Below are 24,751 nucleotides of genomic sequence, written 5' to 3'. Positions count from 1 at the left end.
ACGCAGTGACGAGGCCTACGTTCTACATCCCTACGTACATCACGTACCTCACCGTCTACGTGCGTAGAAGCCGGCGTTCCCGTCGCGAGGAGCAGCTCATGGCCCAAGTCGTCCGCGCCGCACTCGTCCAGGCCACCTGGACCGGCGACACCGAGTCGATGATCGCCAAACACGAGGAGCACGCCCGCCGGGCCGCCGCCCAGGGCGCGAAGATCATCGGCTTCCAGGAGGTGTTCAACGCCCCCTACTTCTGCCAGGTCCAGGAGCCCGAGCACTACCGCTGGGCCGAGCCCGTCCCCGACGGCCCCACCATCCGCCGTATGCAGGCACTCGCCCGTGAGACCGGCATGGTGATCGTCGTGCCCGTCTTCGAGGAGGAGGACGCCGGCTTCTACTACAACACCGCCGCCGTCATCGACGCCGACGGCAGCTACCTCGGCAAGTACCGCAAGCACCACATCCCCCAGGTCAAGGGCTTCTGGGAGAAGTACTACTTCCGCCCGGGCAACCTCGGCTGGCCGGTGTTCGACACCGCCGTCGGCCGCGTCGGCGTCTACATCTGCTACGACCGCCACTTCCCCGAGGGCTGGCGCGCCCTGGGCCTGGCCGGAGCGCAGCTCGTCTACAACCCGTCCGCCACGCACCGCGGCCTGTCCGGGTACCTGTGGCAGCTGGAGCAGCCGGCGGCGGCCGTCGCCAACGAGTACTTCGTGGCCGCGATCAACCGCATCGGCCGGGAGGAGTACGGCGACAACGACTTCTACGGCACCAGCTACTTCGTCGACCCGCGCGGCCAGTTCGTCGGGGAGGCCGCCAGCGACAAGGAGGAGGAGCTCCTCGTCCGCGACCTCGACTTCGACCTGATCAAACAGGTCCGCGACCAGTGGGCCTTCTACCGCGACCGCCGCCCCGACGCCTACGGAGGGCTCGTACAGCCGTGACCAACCCGATCCCCCTGCACAACCGCCACCGGTCCGTCCTGCCCGACTGGCTCGCGCTCTACTACGACCGCCCCATCGAGCTCACCCACGGCGAGGGCCGCCACGTCTGGGACGCCGACGGCAACCGCTACCTCGACTTCTTCGGCGGCATCCTCACCACGATGACCGCCCACGCCCTGCCCGAGGTCACCAAGGCCGTCTCGGAGCAGGCCGGGCGGCTCATCCACTCCTCCACGCTCTACCTCAACCGGCCGATGATCGAGCTGGCCGAGCGGATCGCCGCCCTGTCCGGCATCCCCGACGCCCGGGTCTTCTTCACCACCTCAGGCACCGAGGCCAACGACACCGCGCTGCTGCTCGCGACCGCGTACCGCCGCTCCAACCAGATCCTGGCGATGCGCAACAGCTACCACGGCCGGTCCTTCTCCACCGTCTCGATCACCGGCAACCGCGGCTGGTCCCCGACCAGCCTCTCGCCGCTGCAGACGTACTACGTGCACGGCGCCGTCCGCACCCGCGGTCCCTTCGCGCACCTGTCCGACGCCGAGTTCACCGCCGCCGCCGTCGCCGACCTGGAAGACGTGCTCGGCCAGGCCCGCGGCGGCGTGGCCGCCCTGATCGCCGAACCCATCCAGGGCGTCGGCGGGTTCACCTCCCCGCCGGACGGCCTGTACGGGGCCTTCCGCGAGGTCCTGGACCGACACGGCATCCTGTGGATCAGCGACGAGGTGCAGACCGGCTGGGGCCGCACCGGCGACCACTTCTGGGGCTGGCAGGCCCATGCGCAGAGCGGCCCGCCGGACATCCTCACCTTCGCCAAGGGCATCGGCAACGGCATGGCCATCGGCGGTGTCGTCGCCCGCGCCGAGGTGATGAACTGCATCGACACCAACTCCATCTCCACCTTCGGCGGCTCCCCGGTCACCATGGCCGCCGGCGTGGCGAACCTCGGCTACCTGCTGGAGCACGACCTCCAGGGCAACGCCCGCCGCGTCGGCGGCCTGCTCCTGGAGCGGCTGCGCGCGATCTCCGCCACGGTGCCCGCCGTACGGGAGGTACGCGGCAGGGGCCTGATGGCCGGGCTGGAGCTGACGAGGCCCGGCTCCGACGAGGCCGACCCGGCGGCGGCCGCCGCCGTCCTGGAGGCCGCCCGCGAGGGAGGCCTGCTGCTCGGCAAGGGCGGCGGCCACAACACCAGCGTGCTGCGCATCGCGCCGCCCCTCTCGCTCACCGTCGCCGAGGCGGAAGAGGGAGCCGAGATCCTTGCCCGGGCACTCCGCAGCGTGCACGGCAACTGACACCGGGGGAGACGTACATGAGCACCCGCACCCTGATCCGCGGCGGTCTCGTCCTGACCGCCGCCGACGAAGTCCACGCCGACGTGCTGATCGAGGACGGCCGGGTGGCGGCCCTCGCGGCGCACGGCTCGGCGGCCGCCGAAGCCTGGACGGCCGACCGGACGATCGACGCGAGCGGGAAGTACGTCATCCCCGGCGGGGTCGACGCACACACCCACATGGAGCTCCCCTTCGGCGGGACCGCCGCCTCGGACACCTTCGAGACCGGAACCCGGGCCGCCGCCTGGGGCGGCACCACCACCATCGTCGACTTCGCCGTGCAGAGCATGGGCCGCGCCCTGCGCGAGGGGCTCGACACCTGGTACGACAAGGCCGACGGCAAGTGCGCCGTCGACTACGCCTTCCACATGATCCTCTCGGACGTCAACGAGGGGACCCTGAAGGAGATGGACCGCCTGATCGGGGAGGGCGTCACCTCCTTCAAGCTGTTCATGGCCTACCCCGGCGTCTTCTACAGCGACGACGGGCAGATCCTGCGCGCCATGCAGCGGGCCGCCGGCAACGGCGGGCTGATCATGATGCACGCCGAGAACGGCATCGCGATCGACGTCCTCGTCGAACAGGCCCTGGCCCGCGGGGAGACCGACCCCCGCCACCACGGCGAGGTCCGCAAGGTGCTGCTGGAGGCCGAGGCCACCCACCGGGCGATCCAGCTCGCCCGAGTGGCCGGCTCCCCGCTCTACGTCGTCCACGTCTCGGCCGAGGAGGCGGTGGCCGAGCTGGCCGCCGCCCGCGACAAGGGCCTGCCCGTCTTCGGGGAGACCTGCCCGCAGTACCTGTTCCTGTCCACCGACAACCTCGCGGAGCCCGACTTCCAGGGCGCCAAGTACGTCTGCTCCACCCCGCTGCGCCCCCGCGAGCACCAGGCGGCGCTGTGGCGGGGGCTGCGCACCGACGACCTCCAGGTGGTCTCCACCGACCACTGCCCCTTCTGCTTCAAAGGCCAGAAGGAGCTAGGCCGCGACGACTTCTCCAAGATCCCCAACGGGCTGCCGGGCGTCGAGAACCGGATGGACCTCCTGCACCAGGCCGTCCTGGACGGGCACATCACCCGTCGCCGCTGGATCGAGATCGCCTGCGCGGCCCCCGCCCGGATGTTCGGCCTCTACCCCCAGAAGGGCACCATCGCGCCGGGCTCCGACGCCGACATCGTCCTCTACGATCCGCACGCCGAGCAGGTCATCTCCGCCGAGACGCACCACATGAACGTGGACTACTCGGCGTACGAGGGCAAGCGGATCACCGGACGCGTCGACACCGTGCTCTCGCGCGGCGAACTCGTCATCGACCGGCGCACCTACACGGGCCGGGCCGGCCACGGCGTGTTCATCCCCCGCTCCACCTGCCAGTACCTCTAAGGAGCTGTGGTCCCTTGGACTTCGGACTCGTCCTGCAGACCGACCCGCCCGCCTCCCAGGTCGTCAGCCTCATGCGGCGCGCCGAGCGCAACGGCTTCCGCTACGGCTGGACCTTCGACTCCGCCGTGCTGTGGCAGGAGCCCTTCGTCATCTACAGCCAGATCCTGGAGCACACCCGGCTGATGCACGTCGGCCCGATGGTCACCAACCCGGGCACCCGCACCTGGGAGGTCACCGCCTCCACCTTCGCCACCCTCAACGACATGTTCGGCAACCGCACGGTCTGCGGGATCGGACGCGGCGACTCCGCGATGCGCGTCGCAGGACGCAAGCCGAACACCCTCGCCCGACTCGGGGAGGCCATCGAGGCCATCCGGGACCTGGCCGAGGGGCGCGAGGCGGAGGTCGACGGCAGCCCGATCCGCCTCCCGTGGGTGCGGGAGGGCAAACTCCCCGTCTGGATGGCGGCGTACGGGCCGAAGGCCCTGGCCCTGGCCGGCCAGAAGGCCGACGGCTTCATCCTCCAGCTCGCCGACCCCTACCTCACCGAATGGATGGTCAAGGCGGTCCGCGACGCCGCCGCCTCGGCCGGCCGGGACCCGGACGCGATCACCGTCTGCGTCGCGGCCCCCGCCTACGTCGGCGAGGACCTCGCCCACGCCCGCGACCAGTGCCGCTGGTTCGGCGGCATGGTCGGCAACCACGTCGCCGACCTGGTCGGCCGGTACGGAGAGCACTCTGGCATGGTCCCGGAGGAGCTCACCGAATACATCAAGGCCCGCCACGGCTACGACTACAGCCACCACGGCCGCGCCGGGAACCCGTCCACGGACTTCGTGCCGGACGAGATCGTCGACCGCTTCTGCCTGCTGGGCCCGCCCGAGGCGCACATCCGGAAGCTGGAGGCCCTGCGCGACCTGGGCGTCGACCAGTTCGCGGTCTACGCCATGCACGACGCGCGGGAGTCCGTGATCGAGGCGTACGGACAGCACGTCATCCCGGTGTTCAGAGCCTGACGCACACCTCCTGACCCGAAGGGACGCGCGCTCATGCCGAACCACCCGACGACCGACGCCGCCGAAGACCGCGTGGAGCTCGCCCCCGGCGACGTCCCGTCCGACGGCCGCTTCGCCAACCCCGACCTGCTGCCCGTGCCGGTCGAGGCCAGGCGCTGGACGACGTACAACTTCGCGGCCCTGTGGGTCGGCATGGCGCACAACATCCCCTCCTGGATGCTCGCCTCGGGCCTGGTGGCCCTGGGGATGGACTGGAAGCAGGCCGTCTTCACCATCGCCCTGGCCAACCTGATCGTGCTGGTGCCGATGCTGCTCACCGGGCACGCCGGCCCCAAGTACGGCATCCCCTTCCCGGTCCTGGCACGGGCCTCGTTCGGAGTGCGCGGGGCCAACCTGGCCGCGATGATCCGGGCGGCCGTGGCCTGCTGCTGGTTCGGGATCCAGACCTGGATCGGCGGTTCCGGGATCTTCGTGCTGCTCGGGAAGATCTTCGGCGGCTGGGCGGACGCCGAGCGGATCGGCGGCCAGCCCTGGACGCTGTGGCTGTGCTTCATCCTCTTCTGGGCCCTGGAACTGGCCATCATCTACCGGGGGATGGACACGCTGCGGCGCTTCGAGAACTGGGCCGCGCCCTTCGTCATCGTCGGGGCCCTCGTCCTCCTGGTGTGGATCGGCCTCAAGGCGGGCGGCTTCGGCCACCTGCTCGACCAGCCCTCCCGGCTCGGCTGGGGCGCGGAGTTCTGGCCGGTCTTCTTCCCCTCGCTCATGGGGATGATCGCCTTCTGGTCCACCCTCTCGCTCAACATCCCCGACTTCACCCGGTTCGGCGCCGGACAGCGCTCCCAGATCATCGGGCAGACGCTGGGGCTGCCGACGACGATGACCCTCTTCGCGCTGCTGTCGGTGTTCGTCACCTCCGGCTCCGAGGCGGTGTACGGCACCCCGATCTGGGACCCCGTGGCGCTGGTCTCCAAGACCGACAGCATCTTCGGGCTGCTGTACGCCCTGGTGACGGTGCTCGTCGCGACGATCTCGGTGAACATCGCGGCGAACGTCGTCTCTCCGGCCTACGACCTGGCCAACCTGGCACCGCGCCTGATCAACTTCCGCAGGGGGGCGCTGATCACCGGCGTGGTGGGCGTGCTGATCATGCCGTGGAAGCTGACCTCCACCCCCGAGCTCTACATCTTCACCTGGCTGGGGCTGGTCGGCGGCCTGCTCGGCACGGTCGCCGGCATCCTCATCGCCGACTACTGGATCGTGCGGCGCACCCACCTCTCGCTGCCCGACCTCTACCGCGACGCGGGCCCGTACTGGTACAGCGGCGGCTGGAATCCGCGGGCCCTGGCCGCCTTCCTGGTCGGCGGGGTCCTGGCCATCGGCGGCTCCCACTCGGCACCCGGCCACGGGCCCTTCCCCCAGGACGGGCTGATCCCCTTCCTGCGGCCCCTCGCGGACTACGGCTGGGCGGTGGGCCTGGCCTCGTCCCTGCTGCTGTACGCGGCCCTCACCCGCCGGGAGCACCCGTCCGCGCAGCCGCCCGGGTGAGGCGGGGATCCGCTGCCGGTTCACCCGGGGGCCACCTGGTGTGCGCCCGGCCGCCGGAACCGCGGGTGGGGTTTGTCAGCCGGGCGTGGTGTGATGGAGACATGATCGAACAGTTCCTGGCCCGAGACCTGTCCGCGGTGGAAGAAGCCGTCCGCAAGGCGGCGGCCGTCGAGATCATGCCGAGATTCCGGCAGCTCGCCGACCACGAGGTGGACCAGAAGAGCGGTCCCCACGACCTGGTGACCATTGCCGACCGCAAGGCCGAGGAGCACCTGACGGCCTCGCTCACCCGACTGCTGCCCGGCTCCGCCGTCGTCGGCGAGGAGGCCGTGCACGCCGACCCGACGGTGTACGGGGCGCTGCGGGACGAGGCCCCGGTGTGGATCGTGGACCCGGTCGACGGTACGCGGCAGTTCGTGAACGGCGACCCCGCCTTCTGCACCCTGGTCGCCCTGGCCCTGCGCGGGGAGATCCTCGCGTCCTGGACCTTCGCCCCGGCGCTGGACGAGCTGGCGACGGCCGTGCGCGGCCAGGGTGCGTACGTCAACGGCGAGCTGATCCATAGCGGTTCGCCGGACCCCGGCAGCGACCTGCGGGTCGCCATGGCCCACCCGCTCTACACCTCCGACGAGCACAAGCGGATCCTGGCCCGGCTGGACGTGCCGGGCGTCGCGGCCCGGCCCTGCGGATCGGCGGGCCTGGAGTACCTGAAGGTGGCGCGCGGCGAGATGGACGGCCTCGCCTTCACCTGGCCCTCGGCGTGGGACCACGCGGCGGGCCTGCTGCTGGTCGCCGAGGCGGGCGGCGCGCAGAGCACCGTCGCCGGGGTGCCCTTCCGGGTGGACCGGGACAACGAGCTGCCGTTCGCGGTGGGGCGCGACGAGCCCACGGCGCACCGCATCCGCGACCTGCTGCGCGGATAGCCCCATATCCTGGAACCGAGCCGCCGTCGCCGCCGTACGAAGGAGTCGCAAGTGCCGTCGATCCTCGATGCGGTCGTGGTGGGGGCGGGCCCGAACGGACTGACCGCCGCCGTCGAACTGGCCCGGCGCGGCTTCTCCGTGGCCGTCTTCGAAGCCGCCGGGTCCGTCGGCGGCGGGGCCCGGACGGAGGAGCTCACCCTCCCTGGCTTCCGGCACGACCCCTGCTCGGCGGTGCACCCCCTCGGAGCGGGCTCCCCGGTGTTCGCCACGATGCCGCTGAAGCGGTACGGGCTGGAGTGGCTGCACGCCCCGCTGGCCATGGCGCACCCCTTCGACGACGGCACGGCCGCGGTGCTCTCCCGGTCCGTCGCCGAGACGGCGGCCTCCCTGGGGCCGCGTGACGCGGGCACCTACCGGCGGCTGGTGCAGCCGTTCCTCGGCAAGTGGGACACCCTGGCCCGGGACTTCATGTCCCTGCCGTCGACGGCCCTGCCCCGCGACCCGGTCACCCTGGCCCGCTTCGGCCTCACCGGCCTGCCGCCGTCGACCTGGCTGATGCGCCGCTTCCAGGACGAGCGGGCGCGGGCGCTGTTCGCCGGGCTCGTCGCGCACGTCATCGCCCCGCTGGGCGGGATCGCCACCGGCGCCGTCGGCCTGGTCTTCGCCCTCGCCGCGCACGCGGGCGGCTGGCCGATGGCGCGCGGCGGCTCGCAGTCCCTCTCGGACGCCCTCGCCGGCTACCTGCGCGACCTGGGCGCCGCGGTGCACACCGGCTTCGAGGTCAAACGCCTCGACGACCTGCCGCCGGCCCGCGCGTACGTCTTCGACACCTCGCCGACCGCGCTGGCCCGGATCGCCCGCCTGGGCCACGTCTACGACCACTACCGGTACGGCGCCGCCGTGTTCAAGATCGACTACGCGCTGTCGGGCCCGGTGCCGTGGACCGCCGAGGCACCCCGCCGCGCCGGCACCGTACAGATCGGCCCGCGCGCCCGGGACATCGACGCCGCCCTGCACCTGGCCGCCGGCGGGCGCGCCCCGCGCAACCCCTTCCTGATCACCGCCCAGCCCAGCCTGGTCGACCCGAGCCGGGCGCCCGAGGGCAAGCACGTGTTCTGGGCGTACGGGCACGTCCCCGCGGGCTGGGACGGCGACCTCACCGAGGCCGTGGAGCGCCAACTGGAGCGCTTCGCACCCGGCTTCCGCGACCTGGTGCTCGCCCGAGCCACCGCAGGGCCGCCACAGCTCGCCGCCCGCAACCCCAACTACGTCGGCGGGGACATCGCCTGCGGCGCCGCCTCCGGACTCCAACTGCTGCTGCGCCCCAGGCTCTCCCTGTCCCCCTACACCACCCCCCACCCCGCCGTCTTCCTCTGCTCCTCCGCCACCCCGCCCGGCCCGGGCGTGCACGGCATGTCGGGCCACAACGCGGCCAAGGCCGTCTGGCGCCACCTGCGAAAGGCCACCTGATGGTCCGGATCACCCTCGTCCGCGGCGACATCACCGCCGAGCACGCCGACGCGCTCGTCAACGCCGCGAACTCCTCGCTGCTCGGCGGCGGAGGCGTGGACGGCGCCATCCACCGGCGCGGCGGCCCGGAGATCCTGGAGGCATGCCGGGCCCTGCGCGCCTCCCACTACGGCAAGGGCCTGCCCACGGGCCGGGCGGTGGCCACCACGGCGGGCCGGCTCCCGGCCCGGTGGGTGATCCACACGGTCGGCCCGGTCTGGTCCGCCGGCGAGGACCGCTCCGAGCTCCTGGCCTCCTGCTACCGCGAATCCCTGCGCGTCGCCGACGAGCTGGGCGCCCGTACGGTGGCCTTCCCGGCGATCTCCACCGGCATCTACGGCTGGCCGATGGACGACGGGGCGCGGATCGCCGTCGAAACGGTCCGCGCCTGCGACACCGGGGTCGAGGAGGTCCGCTTCGTCCTCTTCGACGAGAAGGCGTACGCGGCCTTCGAGGCGGCCGTGGCCTGAGCGGTGGCCCGAACCGCGCAGGGGCGTGAACCGCGCAGGGCGTGAACCGCGCAGGGGCCGGGCCCGTCGGATGACGGGCGCGGCCCCTGCGGGTCGGCGGCCGGCGGTCGCTCAGACGCGGTCGGCTGCGATCAGGACGTACTGGAAGGACCCGTCCTTGTAGGAGTTGATGAACGCCTCCTCGATCCCGGTGACCAGGGAGGACGTGGCCCGCAGCTCCCAGTAGGGCAGGGTCGCGGGAGTCAGGTCGATGACGGCCTGCGGTACGAGGCGGTTGTCGGCCATGGCGCGCAGGTACTCCCGGCGGGAGTGGATGTTGCACTCGAAGTGCGCGTTGATCTGGGAGACCCACTTCGAGGGCTGGCCGTAACGCGGGTTCCAGCAGCCGGTGATGGTCACGTACCGGCCGCCGACCGCGAGGACCCGGGAGTGCTCGGCGAAGAGGTCGTGCAGGTCCACGTACATGCTCGACTCGTTGTTCCACGAGGCCGCGGCCTGGCCGGTCTCGAAGGGCGTGCCGAGCATGTTGCAGACGCGGGCGTGGACGTGGTCCTCGATGCCGAGTTCGCGGGCGCGCTGGTTGGCGAAGTCGGCCTGCTTGGCCGAGAGGGTGACGCCCTCGACCTTGCATCCGAAGCGCTGGTGGGCCATGACCATCGAGCCGCCGCGGCCGCAGCCGGCGTCGACGAGCGTGTCGTCGCGTCCGATGGGGCCCAGGTGGTCGAGGAGGAGCTGGGCCTGCGCCGACTCCAGGCGGTGGAGCTCGGCGATCAGCTTCTTCTCGTAGCTGCTGTCGCCGGGGTCGCCCAGGGCGGCGTGGTCGATGTCGCCGATGCCGTAGTGGTGGTGGTAAAGGCCGTCGACGTCGCCGAGGCGCAGGTTCACGGGCCTTGCCTCGTGGTCCCAGTAGCGGGCGATGTCGCCCTGGTAGGGCGTCGCCGGGCCGGGGATGAACAAGGAGGTGTCGGCCGGGGTGGCGGTGGCGGTGGTGAGATCGGTGCTAGTCACGGACAAGTCCCATCGTTACCAGAAATCGGGCAGGCTGTAGCGGTAGGTATTGGTCTGGTGCCAGTAGTGGTTGCCGTCGACCCACACGGCCACTCCCCGCAGGAAGCGCAGGACGCTCGGTACCGGGCAGGCCGCGGCCAGTTGTGCGGCCTCGGCCTCGAAGGCGTGCATGAGGTCGTTGTGGACCTCGATCGCCTTGAGGTAGGCGTCCTTGTCGGAGAGGCCCTCGCGCTCGGCGATCACCACGGGCAGGTTCAAGTGCTTGCCGGAGGCGTCGAGTTCCTTGGTGTACGAGTACAGGTCGTTGGCGATGGTCGTGGCGTTCCCCGCCAGCGCGATGACCCGCTGCATGGCCGGCTGCGCGTGCAGGTCCGCCGGGAGTTCGTAGCCGCCGACGGTGTCGGTGATGGTGGGGCAGGGCCGGAAGTTGTTGAACTGGCGCATCGCCAGGTACTCGGACACCTCCGGGACGTACTCCGTCTGGGCCCAGGCGGCTTCGGCGAGGTATCCCATGTGCAGCCGGGCCATGTCGTGCCGGTACCGGTCGGCCTGGGAGGGGGTGGCCGCCCGGACGAAGTACTCCATGGCCGAGCGGTAGGACCGTCGCGGCGCGTCCGAGAGGAGCGACTCCGCCCACGCGGGCGCGTACTCCGGGGTCGTGTGGACCGGGTCGAGGGCCGTGTGCGCCAGCAGAAGCCTTCCGCCAAGACCGACGGGCGAGCCGCCGTGGTCCTCGCAGTAGACGTCGTCCACCACGTTCTCGGCGACCATCAGCCGGGTGGCGATCATCAGGTGGTCCACGGTCGGGGCGTCCGGATGGCAGGCGACCATGTAGCGGCCCACGGAGAAGCCGTCGAACTGGTCCTCCCACTCCGGGGGGTACGCCTGGACCTCGTCCACCGCCCATCGCTTGATCCGGCGGCTGACCTCCTCCACCCGCACCGGGTCCGGCTCCGGCACCGGGTGGTGGTAGAGGCCCGGGATGGGCCGGCCCGCCGCCGGTCCCCCCGCCGAAACCGCGGGCGGCGGCGGCGCCTCGGGCCGGGCGAAATGGAGCGTGGTCGTGCCCAGGCCGCTGGGCCCGCGCAGGATCCGCTCCAGGGCGGGGCTCGCCCGCCTCACCTCGGCGGCGCCCTCCACGGGTGCGGGCACGTCTCCCGCGGCGGGGGCGGTACCGAAGGGCAGGACGGGCGCGGTCGGCAGGGCGCGCCGGACGACGGCGGCGTCACCGGCGGCGGGGGCCGCGTCCGGGACGGGGGCCGCGTCCGGGGCGGGGGCCTGGGCGCCGGCGAGGACATGGGCCCCGAAACGGGCGGCAGCGGCAGGCAGGCTCGATTGCACAGGGGAAAGCCCGGGATCGGGCATCCGTGGCTCCTTGGTGAGATGGGTGGGCTGTCCCGAACCCCGGGCATGCTCGGTCGGCCCGGGTCAGCTCCGAGCCGTCGTGGCCGTCGGGCAGGTCCCCTCGGGCCTGATCGGGAGGAGGGGCCTAGTCGTTCCTGCGGGCGATCTGCACGTTCTCCAGCACGCCGAGCGCGTCGGGCACCAGGATCGCGGCGGAGTAGTAGGTGGTGACCAGGTAGGAGATGATCGACCTCTCGTCGATGCCCATGAAGCGCACCGACAGCCCCGGCTCGTACTCCTCCGGCAGGCCGGTCTGGCGCAGGCCGATGACGCCCTGGTTGTCCTCGCCGGTGCGCATGGCCAGGATCGAGCTGGTGTTCTCCTTGCTGATGGGGATCTTGTTGCAGGGCAGGATCGGGACCCCGCGCCAGGCCGGCACCTGCTGGCCGCCGACGTCGACGTGGTCCGGGTAGAGCCCGCGGGCGTTGAACTCGCGCCCGATCGCCGCGATCGTCCTGGGGTGGGCGAGCATCAGCTTGGTGCCGCGGCGGCGGCAGAGCAGCTCGTCGAGGTCGTCCGGGGTGGGCGGGCCGGAGTGGGTCTGGATCCGCTGCTTGAAGGCGGCGTTGTGGAGCAGGCCGAACTCCCGGTTGTTGACCAGCTCGTGCTCCTGGCGCTCCCGCAGCGCCTCGATGGTGAGCCTGAGCTGCTCCTCGGTCTGGTTCATCGGCCCGTTGTAAAGGTCGGCGACCCTCGTGTGGATCCGCAGCACGGTCTGCGCGATCGAGAGCTCGTACTCGCGGGGCTTCAGCTCGTAGTCGACGAAGGTGCCGGGCAGCTCCGCTTCGCCGGTGTGGCCGGCCGACATCGCGATCTCGGCCTCGCCGTGGCGGTTCTGCCGCTGCTGCGGGAGGGCCCTGAACTGCCGGATGTGGTCCTGGAGCTGCGGCGCCCCGGACAGCACGGCGGCGAAGTCGGCACGGGACAGGGTGAGCAGGGTGCCGCCGGTCTCGGCGGTGGCGGTGTAGTCCCAGTTGCCGCCGCCGTCCAGCAGGGCGTGCTCGCCGAACCGGTCGCCGTCGGCGAGGACCGCGACGGCGACCTCGTCGCCGTACTTGCCGACGGAGGTCTGCCTGATCCGGCCGTGGGCGATCAGGTGGATCTGCTCGGCGGGGGTGCCGCGCTCGACCAGCACCTCGCCGGCCCGGAAGTCGCGCTGGACGCACCGGCCGGCGACCGCAGTCAGCACCTCCAGGTCGTCGAAGCCGCGCAGCAGGGCGAGTTCGCCGAGTTCGCGGGGGATCACCTGGACGTTGGCGCCGTCCTGGACGAACTCGATGCGCCCGTCGCCGACGGTGTAGCTCAGCCGGCGGTTCACCCGGTAGGCGCCGCCCTTGGTCTCCACCCAGGGGAGCATCCGCAGCAGCCAGCGGGAGGTGATCTCCTGCATCTGCGGGGCGGACTTGGTCGTGGTGGCAAGGTTGCGGGCGGCCGCCGTGCCCAGGCTGGACTGCCGCGGGGGCTCCAGCTGGGCTTCCGGGCTGGTGTCAACGGTCATCGGGCGAGGTCTCCTTCGCAAGGGCGGCGAGCGGCATACGGGTGCGTCACCGGTGAAAGAGGAAAAAGGGGGTGAATGTCTGGGAATCCGTCCAGATCACGGGGAACAGTATTAGCCGGTACAGCCACTCGACCCTGGAGCCGTTCGTTTTACCTCGATGCAGTGATCTTGTCCGGCGTGGCGTTTATCGGGGCGGCCGACGATATTCGGCCCCGGTCGCGAGCGCGCCCGGACACGGCGGCGCCACCGGCCCGGTCCGGGACGGCGTCCCGGCCGGCTGAGGCTCCCGTTCCGCTTGGGCGGGAAGGCGCACGAGGCGCACGAGGTGTTCCGGGAGGCCGCTAGGCTTTTGGGATGACCCTTCCGGACGCGTCCACCGAGATCCCCGATGCCCTCCAGGTGCTCCACCGCGTCTTCGGGTACGACTCCTTCCGCGGCGAGCAGCAGCAGGTCATCGACCATGTCGTGGCGGGCGGCGACGCGCTGGTGCTGATGCCGACCGGTGGCGGCAAATCGCTCTGCTACCAGATCCCGGCCCTGGTCAGAGAGGGCACGGGCGTGGTGATCTCGCCGCTGATCGCCCTCATGCAGGACCAGGTGGACGCGCTCACCGCGCTCGGGGTGCGGGCCGGGTTCCTGAACTCCACGCAGGACCCGGACGAGCGGCGCGCCGTCGAGCACGCCTTCCTCGACGGCCGGCTGGACCTGCTCTACCTGGCGCCCGAGCGGCTGCGCACCGAGGGGACGCAGCGGCTGCTCGACCGCGGCACGGTGTCGCTCTTCGCGATCGACGAGGCGCACTGCGTGGCGCAGTGGGGCCACGACTTCCGCCCGGACTACCTCGCGCTGTCCATGCTGCACGAGCGCTGGCCGAAGGTGCCGCGGATCGCGCTGACCGCGACGGCCACCGAGGCCACGCACGGCGAGATCGCGGCACGGCTGGGCCTGGAGGACGCCCGGCACTTCGTCGCCAGCTTCGACCGGCCGAACATCCAGTACCGGATCGTCCCCAAGAACAACCCGCTCAAGCAGCTGCTGGAACTGATCCGGACCGAGCACGACGGGGACGCCGGAGTCGTCTACTGCCTCTCGCGCGCGTCGGTGGAGAAGACGGCCGCCTTCCTGGCGGAGCAGGGCATCGACGCGGTGGCCTACCACGCGGGAATGGACGCCCGCACGCGCGCCGCGAACCAGGCACGCTTCCTGCGCGAGGACGGGGTCGTGGTGGTGGCCACGATCGCGTTCGGCATGGGCATCGACAAGCCGGACGTACGGTTCGTGGCCCATCTGGACCTGCCGAAGTCCGTCGAGGGCTACTACCAGGAGACCGGCCGGGCCGGCCGCGACGGCGAACCGGCCACGGCCTGGCTGGCGTACGGGCTGCAGGACGTCGTCCAGCAGCGCAAGATGATCGAGGGCTCCGAGGGCGACGAGACGCACCGGCGCTCGCTCGCCATGCACCTGGACGCCATGCTCGCCCTGTGCGAGACGGTCGGCTGCCGCCGGGTGCGGCTGCTGGCGTACTTCGGCCAGCCGGGCGAGCCCTGCGGCAACTGCGACACCTGCCTGACACCCGCCGAATCCTGGGACGGCACGGTCGCGGCACAGAAGCTGCTGTCCACCGTGTGGCGGCTGGCCCGGGAGCGGCGGCAGAAGTTCGGCGCCGGCCAGATCATCGACATCCTGCAGGGAAAGAAGACGGCCAAGGTCATCCAGTTCGACCACGACGCGCTGTCGGTGTTCGGCGTCGGCGCGGACCTGAGCACCGCGGAGTGGCGGAGTGTCGTCCGGCAGCTCCTCGCGCTGGGTCTGCTGGCGGTCGAGGGCGAGTACGGCACGCTGGTGCTGACGGACGCCAGCGGCGAGGTGCTCGGCGGCCGCCGGACCCTCTCGATGCGCAAGGAGAAGGTGCCGGCCGCCGCGCCGGCCCGCAAGGAGTCCGGCTCGCGCTCCGGGAAGGGCCCGCGGGTACCGGTCGACCTGCCCGAGGCGGCCCTGCCGGTCTTCGAGGCGCTGCGCGCCTGGCGGGCCGCGACCGCGCGCGAGCAGGGCGTGCCGGCGTACGTCGTCTTCCACGACGCAACGCTGCGCGAGATCGCGACGCGACTGCCCGCCACCGTCGAGGAGTTGGGCACCGTCAACGGCGTCGGCGAGGCCAAGCTCGCCAAGTACGCCGAGGGCATCCTGGAGGCGCTGTCCGAGGCCGGCGCGCCCGGATCCCCGGCGCCCGCAGCCGCTCCCTCCGAGGCAGCACCCCTGCCCCGGCAGGCGGCCCCGTACGAGGACGAACCGCCCTTCGACCCGGACGACACGGACCCGCCCTGGGACGACTGGGAGTAGCCCGCACACGGCGGGTGCCCACCGGTCCCGGCCGGCCCGTCCCCTCGCGTTCCGGCCCGAATCCCCGCGCCCGTACGGGACTTCGGTCACCCGGCCCCCGCCCCCGGCGGGCCCCGCCGCCCGGGTGCGACCCGCCTGGTCCGGGCCCAAGCTGGAGGCATGAGCGACGACCGGCCGGCCCCGCGCAGCACGGAACTGCGCCTGGCCCTCGCGATGCGCGGTGGCCTCGGCCTCGCCGTCTGGACGGGCGGAGCCTGCTGCGAGACCGCGGCGTTGCGGGCGGCGGCCGGACAGGCACCCGGTCCGGACACAGGTCTCTACGCAGCACTGCTCAAAGCCTGCGGATACGAGGACGTCGACATCGACGTCCTCGTCGGCACCAGCGCCGGCGGCCTCAACGGGGTGCTGCTGGCCTGCCACCTCGTGTACGGAATGCCCTTCGGCCGGGGCGTGCGCGACCTCTGGCTGCGCCTGGGCGACCTCGAAGGCCTGCTGCGCCGCCCGACGCCCTTCCACGCACCGGCTTCGCTGATGCGCGGGGACGAGGTCCTCTACAAGGAGCTGCGCAGCGCGCTCGGCACCCTCGTGGACCAGGCCCCACCCGGCCGGCGGCCGCCCGCCTCGCTGCGGCTGATCCTCACCGCGACCCGGCTGCGGCCCCGCCCGGACCGGGTGCGCCCCACCCTCGGCAGGCCGCTGCCGGCGGGGCGGTCCAACGCCACGTTCCGCTTCCGGCACCGCGGCGCCCTGACCGACTTCCCGCACGAGTCGACGGGTACCGCCCGGGAGACCGCCCTGGACCGGCTGGCCTACGCGGCACGCACCTCCTCCTCGCTTCCGGGAGCCTTCGAACCGGGCCGGGTCTACGTCGGCAACCGCTCCCGGCCCGTCCGGGACCCGCTGCCGGTGGACATGCGCGGAGTCAGCAGCGAGACCGGCTACCCGGACGAGGACCCGGACGGCTGCGCCGAGCTCATGGACGGCGGCGTCCTGGACCACCTCCCCGTCGCCTGGGCGCTGCGGGCCATCGCGGGGGCCCCGGTGCTCCGCAAGGCCGACCGCAGGCTGCTCTTCCTGCAGCCCGTACCACCCTTCCCGCCGGCTCCCGGACCGGCCGGCGGCCGTCGGGCCGCCCGGCTGGTGCACAGCGCGGCGAGGACCCTGGCCGCGAAGGCCGGCGCGGAGTCCCTGCGCGACGACGCGCTCGAACTCCGGGCCGCCGAAGCAGCTGCCCGGCAGTGGCCGGCCGTCACCGGAGTGCTGCCGCCGAGCCTCGCCGGCCTGTACGACGCGGGGTGGGCCCGGCTGGGGACGTACCGCCACACGGTCGGCGGGGCGGAGGCCCTCCGGCTGATGCGGCTGCTCGCGGACCCGGCGGAGGTGACAGGCCCGGACGTGCTGCCGCTGCCCTCCGGACCGGGGCCGCTGGACGCGCTGGAAGAGAGCGCGGGCGAGGGCTCGGCGACCCTCTTCGCCCGGCTGCGCGCGGCGGGCGGAGAGCTGGCCGTCGGGCCCGACACCCTGCCGGCCCCCGGGTACTCACCGCTGGCGCCGGCCCGCACCGTGCGGCTGCTCATGGACTGGGTGCAGGCGTACGAATCGGGCGGCGCGCCGGTGGACACGGAGCTGGTGAAGGAGCTCCGCGAGCGGCTGTACGCCTGCCGCTTCGCCGTCGCCACGTTGATCGCGGCCCGGGACCGGCTGCTGCTGGCCACCTACCGGACCTCGCTGCTCCGCGGCCTCGTCCCCGCCGACGTCACCGCCCCGTACACCGCGGCGAGGCGATGGCTGGAGGCTTTCGACCCGCCCCCGTCCGGCGCGGCGCCCGCCCGGTGGGAAGCCTGGGCGGTGAGCCTGGCGCAGGCCGTCACCGGCGGCCCCGCCCCCGCGGCTCCCGCACGCCCCGCGGGCGCGTCCGCCGACTGCTTCCACGAGCTGTGGGAGCGCCTCGCGGAGCTGGCCGAGGACATCGGCGCCCGGCTGCCCCCCGGCACCGCGGGCTTCGAGGCCCTCCACGAGGCCGCCGCCGGCACCGGTCCGCCGATGGCCGACGCCCTGGCGTTCGCCGAGGTACTGCTCGGACCGCTGCGTCCGGATCCGCTGGCCGAGGCCGCCGACATCGGCCTCCACACCGTCTCGGCGGCCGACACCAGCTGGGCCACCCGCGCGGTGCTGCGGGGCGCTTCCCCCGACTCCCCGCAGGAGCTGGTCAGGGCGAAGCTCAGCGGCAGCCGGCTCAACGACTGCGCGTCATTCCTGAGCGCCCGCTGGCGCGCGAGCGACTGGACCTGGGGCCGGCTCGACGGCGCCGCGTCCCTGGTCTCCGTCGTCGCCTCCGACGAGCGGCTCGCCGCCGCGTTCGGTGAGGACAGCGACCTCGTGACCCTCGGAGAGGACATCGCCGCCGCACTGGCGCCCGGCCCCCGCTTCACCGAACTCTGGGCGGCCGACGTCAACGGGAATCCGGGCGCGGCCCGCTGGGACCGGGTCCGGGGCGTGCTCACCGCCGTCCGCCAGCACGAGATCCTCGGCGAGGAACTGCCTTTCATCGCCGCCCTGCACGCCCGGGGCTTCCGCGGCGGGAACAGGCCGCCCGACCCGCTGCCCGACCCGCCGCCCCTGAGGACGCCCGCCGCCTTCGACGCGGCGATGGACTCCTTCCGGGCCATCGGCGCCGAGGACGTCGGGCTGCTGCTGCGCGCGCGGGACCCGCGCCGGGCGGTCCTGCGCGCCGGACTGCTGGCCTGGTCGGCGCTCCAGCCCACCGGCAGGGCCCGGGCCCGCGTGTTGCAAGGGCTGCTCGGGGTGCTGAAGCCGCTGGTCTGCCTACCGGCCCTGAGCGGTGTGGTGGCCCCCGTGGCGGCCCTGGCCGCGGCGGTGCTGATGTGGACCGGCGTCGCCTTCAGCACCGGGCAGTGGTCCTCGCTCCCCGCCCACGTCCCGCTCTCCCTCTACGCGATGACCGCCCTCGCGGCGGCCCCGCACCGGTGGGGCGCCCCCGCCCGGCCGCGCAGCCTCGCGTACGTGCTCCTGGCCGGACCGCCGGTCGCCCTGTGGCGGCTGCGCGGCCTGACCACCCCCGGGCTCGCCCCCTGGGCCTGCACCCTGGTCGTCGGCGCCGCGTTCGCCCTCGCCGCCGCGGCCGTGCTGTACACGGCCACCGACCGCCGGCTGCTGCTCCCCGCCGCCGCGCTCGCCGCGGGCGTGATCGCGGCGCTGGTCCAGGCCGGCCGGTGCGGGCTCGGCGGATGGTGGGCCGCCCTCATCCTCTACGCCGTCCTGTCCTGGGTCACCTTCGTCCTCCCCTGGCTGTACACGCGTCCGAAGCCCCGGTAGCGGGAGCCGGGCGGCCGCGCCGACGCAGCGCCCCGTCCCGGCGGCTCGGCTAGGGTGATTCGGTAGGAATCAGGCCCCCCGGGGTGAGGTCGGTGCGGTGGACACTTACCAGTCGACGAGCGAGGTCCCGGAACAGCCGGCCGCGGCTGTCGGATACGCCGGCGTCCTGCGCGAGCTGCTGCCCATCGCCCTGTGGCGGGAGGACGCCGACGGCCGCATCGTGGAATGGTCGCTGGCCGCCCAGGACCTGCTGGGCCACCGCCCCGAGGACATCCTCGGCCGGCCCGGGACGGCCGTGCTGGTCCCCGAGGCCAACCGGGAACTCGCCGACGATCTGACCCGGCGCGTCCAGTCGGGGGAGACGGTGGTCGGGACGCTGCCCGTACGCCACCGCGACGGCCACCGCGTCACCATGGAGATGTGGATCGTCCCCGCCGTCGATCCGCAGGGGCGCACGGGCGCCATGCTGATCGCCGTGGAGACCTCCGAGGTCCTGCGCATGCGGGACTCCCTCGCCGCGCTCCAGAGCCTGTTCACCCAGTCGCCCATCGGCCTCGCCACCCTCGGCCCCGATCTGCGCTTCCTGCGGGTCAACGACGCGCTCGCCCGGATGAACGGCGTCTCGGCCGCAGCCCACCTGGGCAAACGCCTCACCGAGGTGGTGCCCGGCGTCAACGCCGTCGCACTGGAGGCCACGATGCAGCAGGTGCTGGACCGGGGCACCGCCGTCGTCGACGTCCGCCGCACCGGCCGCACCCCCGCCGATCCCCTGCACGACCGCACCTGGTCCTGCTCGTACGCCCCGCTGCTCGACGGCTCCGGCCGCCGGCTCGGCCTGATCGCCTCCCTCATCGACATCACCGAGGGCCAGCACGCACAGAGCGAGGCCGAACGGGCCCGGGCGCGGTTCGCCGTCCTCGCCGAGGCGGGCACGCGGATCGGCACCACCCTGGACCTGACCCGGACCGCCGAGGAGATCATCGACGTCCTCGTGCCGCAGCTCGCGGACTCGGCCGACGTACAGCTGCTGGAGGCCGTCCTCGAACCGGACGACGCCGCGTCCTCGCACCAGGGCGTGCTACGCCGGATGGCCGTCCGCTTTCCCGACCCGACCGCCCCCACCTCGCGCCTCGCCCCCGGGCAGACCCTCAGGATCCCCTCCGGGACGGTGTACGAGCGCGTGATCGCCGAGGGCCGGCCCATGAACCTGTACGTGTCCGACATCCCGGCGCTGATCACCGACCCGCGCGCCGAGCCGCTGCGCGCCTACCTGGCCACCCTCGGCTCGGCCCGTCTGATCCCGCTGGTCGCCCGCGGCACCGTACTCGGCGCGGTCACCGTGACCCGGCTGCGCGCACGCGAGCCGTTCGACGCCCCGGACTGCGTCCTCCTCGACGAGGTCGTCGCCCGCGGTGCGCTCAACATCGACAACGCCCGCATGTACACCAACCAGCGGCGCGCCGCCCTGACCCTCCAGCGCAGCCTCAGCAACAGCGCCCTGCCCGAGGTCACCGGCCTCGAACTCACCGGACGCTACCTGCCCGCCAGCGACCACGACGTCGGCGGGGACTGGTTCGACGTGATCCAGCTGCCGGGCGGGCGCACCGGCCTGGTCATCGGCGACGTCATGGGCCACGGCATCCACGCCGCGGCCGTCATGGGACAGCTGCGCACGGCCGTACGGACCCTCGCCCGCCACGACGTTCCTCCCACCCAGCTGCTGCGCTCGCTCGACGCCGCGGTCGCCGACCTCGGCGAGGACGAGATGGCGACCTGCGTCTACGCGGTCCACGATCCGGCAACCGGCGGCTGCGTCGTCGCCCGCGCCGGCCACCCGCCGCCGGCCGTCGTGACGGCCGCCGGGGAGGTCAGCTTCCTGGACGGTCCGCCCGGCACCCCGCTCGGCACGGGCGGGCGCGACTTCCGCACCGAGGAGGTGGCCCTGCCCCCCGGCAGCCTGCTCGTCCTCTACACCGACGGCCTCATCGAGGCCCGGGACCGGGACCTCGACCAGGGCCTGGCGCTGCTCGCCGTGGCGCTGCAGGAGCCGGGGCAGCAGCTGGACCTGCTGTGCGACGGGATCCTGTCGCGGCTGCTCCGGGGCGCCCCCCAGGACGACGTGGCCGTGCTGCTGGCCCGTACGGCGGCGCGGCCCTGAGGGCCTGCTCGCGGACCGGGCCGCCTCACCAGGCCATGTCCTCCAGGCTCTCCAGGTCCACCACCGGCTCGGCGGGCTCCTTGCCGCCGGTCAGCGGCAGCTCGGCCCAGATGACCTTGCCCCGCTCGGTGTAGCGGGTGCCCCAGCGGTCGGCGTACTGGGCCACCAGGAACAGCCCGCGGCCGCCCTCGTCGGTGGTGGCCGCGTAGCGCAGGTGCGGGGAGGTGCTGCTGCTGTCGGAGACCTCACAGATCAGGGTGCGGTCGCGCAGCATCCGGACCCGGATGGGGGCGCTCCCGTACCGGATGGCGTTCGTGACGAGCTCGCTGAGGATGAGCTCCGTGGTGAAGGCGATGTCCTCCAGCCCCCACGCGGTGAGCTGCGCGGAGCTCGCGCCCCGTACGCGCGAGACGGCGGCCGGGTTCGCGGGCACCTCCCACTCGGCGATCCGATCGGGCTCCAGCCGCCGCGTGTCCGCGATCAGCAGGGCGATGTCGTCGCTCGGGGAGGGGAACAGCAGTGCCGCCAAGACGTCCGAGCAGGCCTGGTCCGGGCTGCGGTCGGTCCGTGCGAGCGTCTGGGCGAGCAGCCCGAGGCCGGTGTCGAAGTCCCGGTCGCGGTCCTCCAGCAGGCCGTCCGTGAACAACACCAGCCGGCTCGCCTCGGGCAGCCGCAGCTCGGTGGTCTCGAAGGGCATGCCGCCCACGCCGAGGGGGAGCCCCGCGGGCAGCTCCGGGAACTCCACCCGTCCGTCGGGCCAGACCAGCGCGGGGCCCGGGTGGCCGGCGCTGGCCATCGTGCACCGCCCGGACACCGGGTCGTAGACGGCGTACAGGCAGGTGGCGCCGGTGATGCCGGCCGGCGCCTTCCCCCCGTCCTCGGCGGCCGGGGAGAGCGCGGCGTCGTTCTGGTCGATCCGGCTGATCAGCTCGTCCAGATGGCCCAGCAGCTCGTCGGGCGGCATGTCCAGCGTCGAGAAGTTGTGCACGGCGGTCCGCAGCCGGCCCATGGTCGCCGCCGCGTGCACCCCGTGGCCGACGACGTCGCCGACGATCAGCGCCACCCGGGCCCCGGCCAGCGGGATCACGTCGAACCAGTCCCCGCCCACCCCCGCCTTGGCGGGCAGGTACCGGAAGGCCACGTCCACGGCGCTCTGGTCGGGCAGCACCCGCGGCAGCAGGCTGCGCTGGAGGGTCACCGCCGTCGCGTGCTCACGGGTGAAGCGGCGGGCGTTGTCGATGCAGACGGCCGCCCGCGCCCCGAGCTCCTCCGCGAACGACAGGTCCTCCTCGTCGAAGGCGTCCGGGGTGTCCGCCGCCCGCCAGAAGTTGGCCATGCCCAGGACCACCCCGCGCGCCTGGAGGGGCACGGAGATCAAGGAGTGCAGCCCGTAGTCCAGGGCCTGGCGGGTACCGGCCTCGTCCTGGGCCCGCCAGCCCATCGCGGCGTGCAGATCGGGCGCGAGCACCGCATGGCCGGCGTCCAGGGCCGCCGCCATCGGGGCGGTCGGCACGACGAAGCGGATGGTGTCGCCGACGGGTTGCAGCGGCTGGTCCGTGCGGACCCCGCTCATCGCGGCCCGGCGCATCTCGGTGTACGCCCCTCCGGCGGCCGAGGGCTCCTCGCCGTGCAGCACCGGCTCCAGCAGCTCCACCGTGACGAAGTCCGCGAAGCGGGGGACGGCGACCTCCGAGAGCTCCTCCGCGGTCCGCACCACGTCCAGGGTGGTCCCGATGCGCACCCCGGCGTCGTAGAGCATCTGGAGGCGCTCCCGGGCCACCTCGGCGCGGCCGGAGAGCGAGGCCAGCTCGGTGGTGTCCCGCAGGGTCATGACACTGCCGGAGGGATGGCCCCCGTACGGCTTGGTGGGGCGTACGTTGACCGCGAGGAGCCGGTCGCCCGCCAGGTGCACCTCGTCCGTCGCGACCCGCCCCGACACCAGCAGGTCGGTGGTGCGCGGGTCGAGCCCCAGCTCGGTGACGGGCCGCTGCTCGGCGTCGGCGGGGAGGTTCAGCAGCCGCCGGGCCTCGTCGTTGGCGAGCAGCAGCCGGTGGTCGGCGCTGAGGATGAGCACGCCCTCGCGGACGGCGTGCAGGACCGCTTCGTGGTGCTCGTTCATCCGGGCCATCTCCGCCTCGCCCAGGCCCCGCGTCTGTCGCCGCAGCCGCCGGCTGACCAGCGCCGCGCCGCCCGTCCCGAGCAGCAGGGCGCCCGCGGCGGCGCCGAGGAGCAGCGGCAGCTGGCTCTCCACCACGTCGGAGACGTTCGCCACCTCGATCCCGGTCCCGATCAGGCCGACCACGGTCCCGTTCGCATCCCGGACGGGGACCACCGCGCGGACCGCGTCGCTCGGCGCGCCCTTGAACACCTCGGTGAAGGGGTGTCCGGCGGCGGCCCGTGACAGGTCGCCGGTGGCGCGCTCGCCGATCAGATCGGGCCGGGAATCGGTGAAGCGGACCCCGTCGCGGCTCATCACGGCGATGAAGTCGACGCCCGAGGCGCGGCGTGCCGCATCGGCCAGGGGCTGCAGCACGGCGGTCGGATCGGGGGACGCCAGCGCCGCCGGAAGGCCGGGGGCGTGGGCGAAGGCCTCCGCGGCCGCGAGCGAGCGGTGGCGGGCGTCCTGCTCGCTGTGGGACCGCTCCTGGAGGACGAGGGCCAAGGCTGCCGCGGCGATCAGCAGCAGCACGATCACGGCCTGGAGTGCGAAGACCTGACCGGCGACGCTGTGCGTACCCGGGGACAGGCGCGACAGCAGGCCCGGGTCCCGCCCGGTCGGCTGCCGGGGCGGCGATCCCCTGGGTCGACCCAAACGTCCGGTCATGAGCCATTTCTAACACTGTCAACGGGATTTGGGCGCTGCCTGTGCGGTGATTGCCGCCGCACGGTACGCGCGCGGACCGAGGCCGACGTGCGCGGTGAAGTGCTGGCGGAAGGTGACCTCGCTGGCGAAGCCCGCGCGCCGGGCCACTTCCGGGACCGGGTGGTCGGTGACCTCCAGCAGCCTGCGGGCCTCGTCCAGGCGGTGGGTGAGCAGCCACCGGTGGGGCGTGGTGCCGGTGGCGGCGGTGAAGTGGCGGGCGAAGGAGCGCGGGGACATGCCGGCCCATCCGGCCAGCGTGGCGACCGACAGCGGCTCGTGCAGATGGCGCAGGGCCCGCTCCCGTACGGCGGACAGGGCCTCGGCGGTGCGGTCCGCGGGCGGGACGGGCCGGTCCAGGTACTGGGCGTGCTCGCCGGTGCGGAAGGGGCCCGTCACCATGGAGCGGGCGATGGCCGCCGCGGCCTCCGCGCCGTGCGCCGCCCGCACCAGGTGCAGGCAGAGGTCGATCCCGGAGGCCACCCCGGCGGAGGTCCACAGGCCGCCGTCCTCCACGAACAGCGGGGCGTCCTCGACCAGGACCGCGGGGTGGCGGGCGGCGAGCTGCGGGGCCAGTGACCAGTGGGTCACCGCCCGGCGGCCCGCCAGCAGCCCCGCCTCGGCCAGGATGAACGCCCCGGCGCAGAGCGCGGCGACCGGCACGCCCCGGGCGTGCGCCTCCCGCAGGGCCGCGAGGACCGGCTCGGGCGTCGGGTCGGCGGGGTCGGCCAGGGCCGGTACGACGACCAGGTCGGCCGTGCCGAGCCAGTCGAGCCCCCGGTCGGGGGCCAGGGTCAGCCCGCCGGGCAGCGGGATGGGGGCGGTGCCGACGGCGCACCGGCGCAGCTCGAAGCGCGGGACGCCGAGGCGGCTGCGATCGGGGCCCCAGACCTCGGTGATGACGGCGAGGTCGAAGCTGCGGATGCCGGGCTGGACGACGACGGCGACGCGGTGCATACGACCATCCTGCCAGCCTGGCAGGATCCCATCGTTTCGGGTCCCGGCCGGCGCTGTCGGTCCCGCC

16 protein-coding genes are annotated in these 24,751 nt (G+C 73.3%); 11 read left to right on the top strand and 5 right to left on the bottom strand.

Annotation, left to right across the window (positions count from 1 at the left end; genetic code table 11):
• Window positions 1–98 precede the first annotated feature (98 nt).
• The 8 genes from AB0B01_RS00295 to AB0B01_RS00260 all read left to right on the top strand — a co-directional run bounded on the left by AB0B01_RS00295 (window position 99) and on the right by AB0B01_RS00260 (window position 9,123).
• Complete coding sequence (locus AB0B01_RS00295) at window positions 99–941, top strand: nitrilase-related carbon-nitrogen hydrolase (RefSeq protein ID WP_361711450.1); 843 nt, start codon at window positions 99–101, stop codon at window positions 939–941.
• Window positions 938–2,239, top strand: a complete 1,302-nt coding sequence (locus AB0B01_RS00290) for an aspartate aminotransferase family protein (RefSeq protein WP_361711449.1) — start codon at window positions 938–940, stop codon at window positions 2,237–2,239. Before AB0B01_RS00295 ends, AB0B01_RS00290 begins: the two co-directional genes overlap by 4 nt.
• A gap of 17 nt (window positions 2,240–2,256) precedes the next feature.
• Window positions 2,257–3,657 carry a dihydropyrimidinase gene (gene hydA / locus AB0B01_RS00285; protein ID WP_361711448.1) on the top strand — a complete coding sequence of 467 codons (1,401 nt, stop codon included), beginning with the start codon at window positions 2,257–2,259 and terminating at the stop codon, window positions 3,655–3,657.
• 14 nt (window positions 3,658–3,671) lie between these two features.
• Window positions 3,672–4,673 (top strand): TIGR03842 family LLM class F420-dependent oxidoreductase, encoded by a 1,002-nt coding sequence (locus tag AB0B01_RS00280; protein ID WP_361711446.1) that lies wholly within the window; start codon window positions 3,672–3,674, stop codon window positions 4,671–4,673.
• A 33-nt stretch (window positions 4,674–4,706) separates the two neighbouring features.
• A complete protein-coding gene (locus AB0B01_RS00275) occupies window positions 4,707–6,221 on the top strand; it encodes an NCS1 family nucleobase:cation symporter-1 (protein ID WP_361711444.1) in 1,515 nt (504 codons plus the stop codon).
• 101 nt (window positions 6,222–6,322) lie between these two features.
• Window positions 6,323–7,144, top strand: a complete 822-nt coding sequence (locus AB0B01_RS00270; protein WP_361711443.1) for an inositol monophosphatase family protein — start codon at window positions 6,323–6,325, stop codon at window positions 7,142–7,144.
• Between the two features lie 51 nt (window positions 7,145–7,195).
• Complete coding sequence (locus AB0B01_RS00265; protein ID WP_361711441.1) at window positions 7,196–8,614, top strand: NAD(P)/FAD-dependent oxidoreductase; 1,419 nt, start codon at window positions 7,196–7,198, stop codon at window positions 8,612–8,614.
• Window positions 8,614–9,123 carry an O-acetyl-ADP-ribose deacetylase gene (locus AB0B01_RS00260; protein WP_361711439.1) on the top strand — a complete coding sequence of 170 codons (510 nt, stop codon included), beginning with the start codon at window positions 8,614–8,616 and terminating at the stop codon, window positions 9,121–9,123. The genes AB0B01_RS00265 and AB0B01_RS00260 overlap by 1 nt, the downstream gene beginning before the upstream one ends.
• Window positions 9,124–9,234: 111 nt before the next feature.
• Here AB0B01_RS00260 and AB0B01_RS00255 read toward each other — a convergent pair whose 3' ends face one another.
• From AB0B01_RS00255 to AB0B01_RS00245, 3 genes are all read right to left on the bottom strand, one after another.
• On the bottom strand, window positions 9,235–10,131 hold the full coding sequence (locus AB0B01_RS00255) for a geranyl diphosphate 2-C-methyltransferase (RefSeq protein ID WP_361711437.1): 897 nt from the start codon (window positions 10,129–10,131) through the stop codon (window positions 9,235–9,237).
• A 15-nt stretch (window positions 10,132–10,146) separates the two neighbouring features.
• Window positions 10,147–11,496 carry a family 2 encapsulin nanocompartment cargo protein terpene cyclase gene (locus tag AB0B01_RS00250; protein ID WP_361711435.1) on the bottom strand — a complete coding sequence of 450 codons (1,350 nt, stop codon included), beginning with the start codon at window positions 11,494–11,496 and terminating at the stop codon, window positions 10,147–10,149.
• A 124-nt stretch (window positions 11,497–11,620) separates the two neighbouring features.
• Complete coding sequence (locus AB0B01_RS00245) at window positions 11,621–13,033, bottom strand: family 2B encapsulin nanocompartment shell protein (RefSeq protein WP_361711433.1); 1,413 nt, start codon at window positions 13,031–13,033, stop codon at window positions 11,621–11,623.
• Between the two features lie 354 nt (window positions 13,034–13,387).
• Here AB0B01_RS00245 and recQ point away from each other — a divergent pair, with 354 nt between their 5' ends.
• The 3 genes from recQ (at window position 13,388) to AB0B01_RS00230 (ending at window position 20,867) form a co-directional block, all read left to right on the top strand.
• Window positions 13,388–15,373, top strand: coding sequence for a DNA helicase RecQ (recQ, locus tag AB0B01_RS00240; protein ID WP_361711432.1), 1,986 nt, complete (start codon window positions 13,388–13,390; stop codon window positions 15,371–15,373).
• A gap of 159 nt (window positions 15,374–15,532) precedes the next feature.
• Window positions 15,533–18,709 (top strand): DUF3376 domain-containing protein, encoded by a 3,177-nt coding sequence (locus AB0B01_RS00235; protein WP_361711431.1) that lies wholly within the window; start codon window positions 15,533–15,535, stop codon window positions 18,707–18,709.
• Between the two features lie 97 nt (window positions 18,710–18,806).
• Window positions 18,807–20,867: a SpoIIE family protein phosphatase gene (locus AB0B01_RS00230; RefSeq protein WP_361711430.1), complete on the top strand. Its 2,061-nt coding sequence runs from the start codon at window positions 18,807–18,809 to the stop codon at window positions 20,865–20,867.
• 25 nt (window positions 20,868–20,892) lie between these two features.
• Here the strand turns inward: AB0B01_RS00230 and AB0B01_RS00225 are convergent, their stop codons facing one another.
• Entirely contained in the window at window positions 20,893–23,691 is a 2,799-nt protein-coding gene (locus tag AB0B01_RS00225) for a SpoIIE family protein phosphatase (RefSeq protein WP_361711428.1), read from the bottom strand.
• Between the two features lie 18 nt (window positions 23,692–23,709).
• Window positions 23,710–24,684: a helix-turn-helix domain-containing protein gene (locus AB0B01_RS00220; RefSeq protein ID WP_361711426.1), complete on the bottom strand. Its 975-nt coding sequence runs from the start codon at window positions 24,682–24,684 to the stop codon at window positions 23,710–23,712.
• Between the last annotated feature and the right edge of the window lie 67 nt (window positions 24,685–24,751).

The sequence above is a fragment of the Streptomyces sp. NPDC044571 genome, assembly GCF_040647115.1.
Classification (GTDB): Bacteria; Actinomycetota; Actinomycetes; order Streptomycetales; family Streptomycetaceae; genus Streptomyces.
The sequence above is the reverse complement of the archived record's forward strand: the minus strand, read 5'-3'. Positions and strand labels throughout refer to the sequence as shown.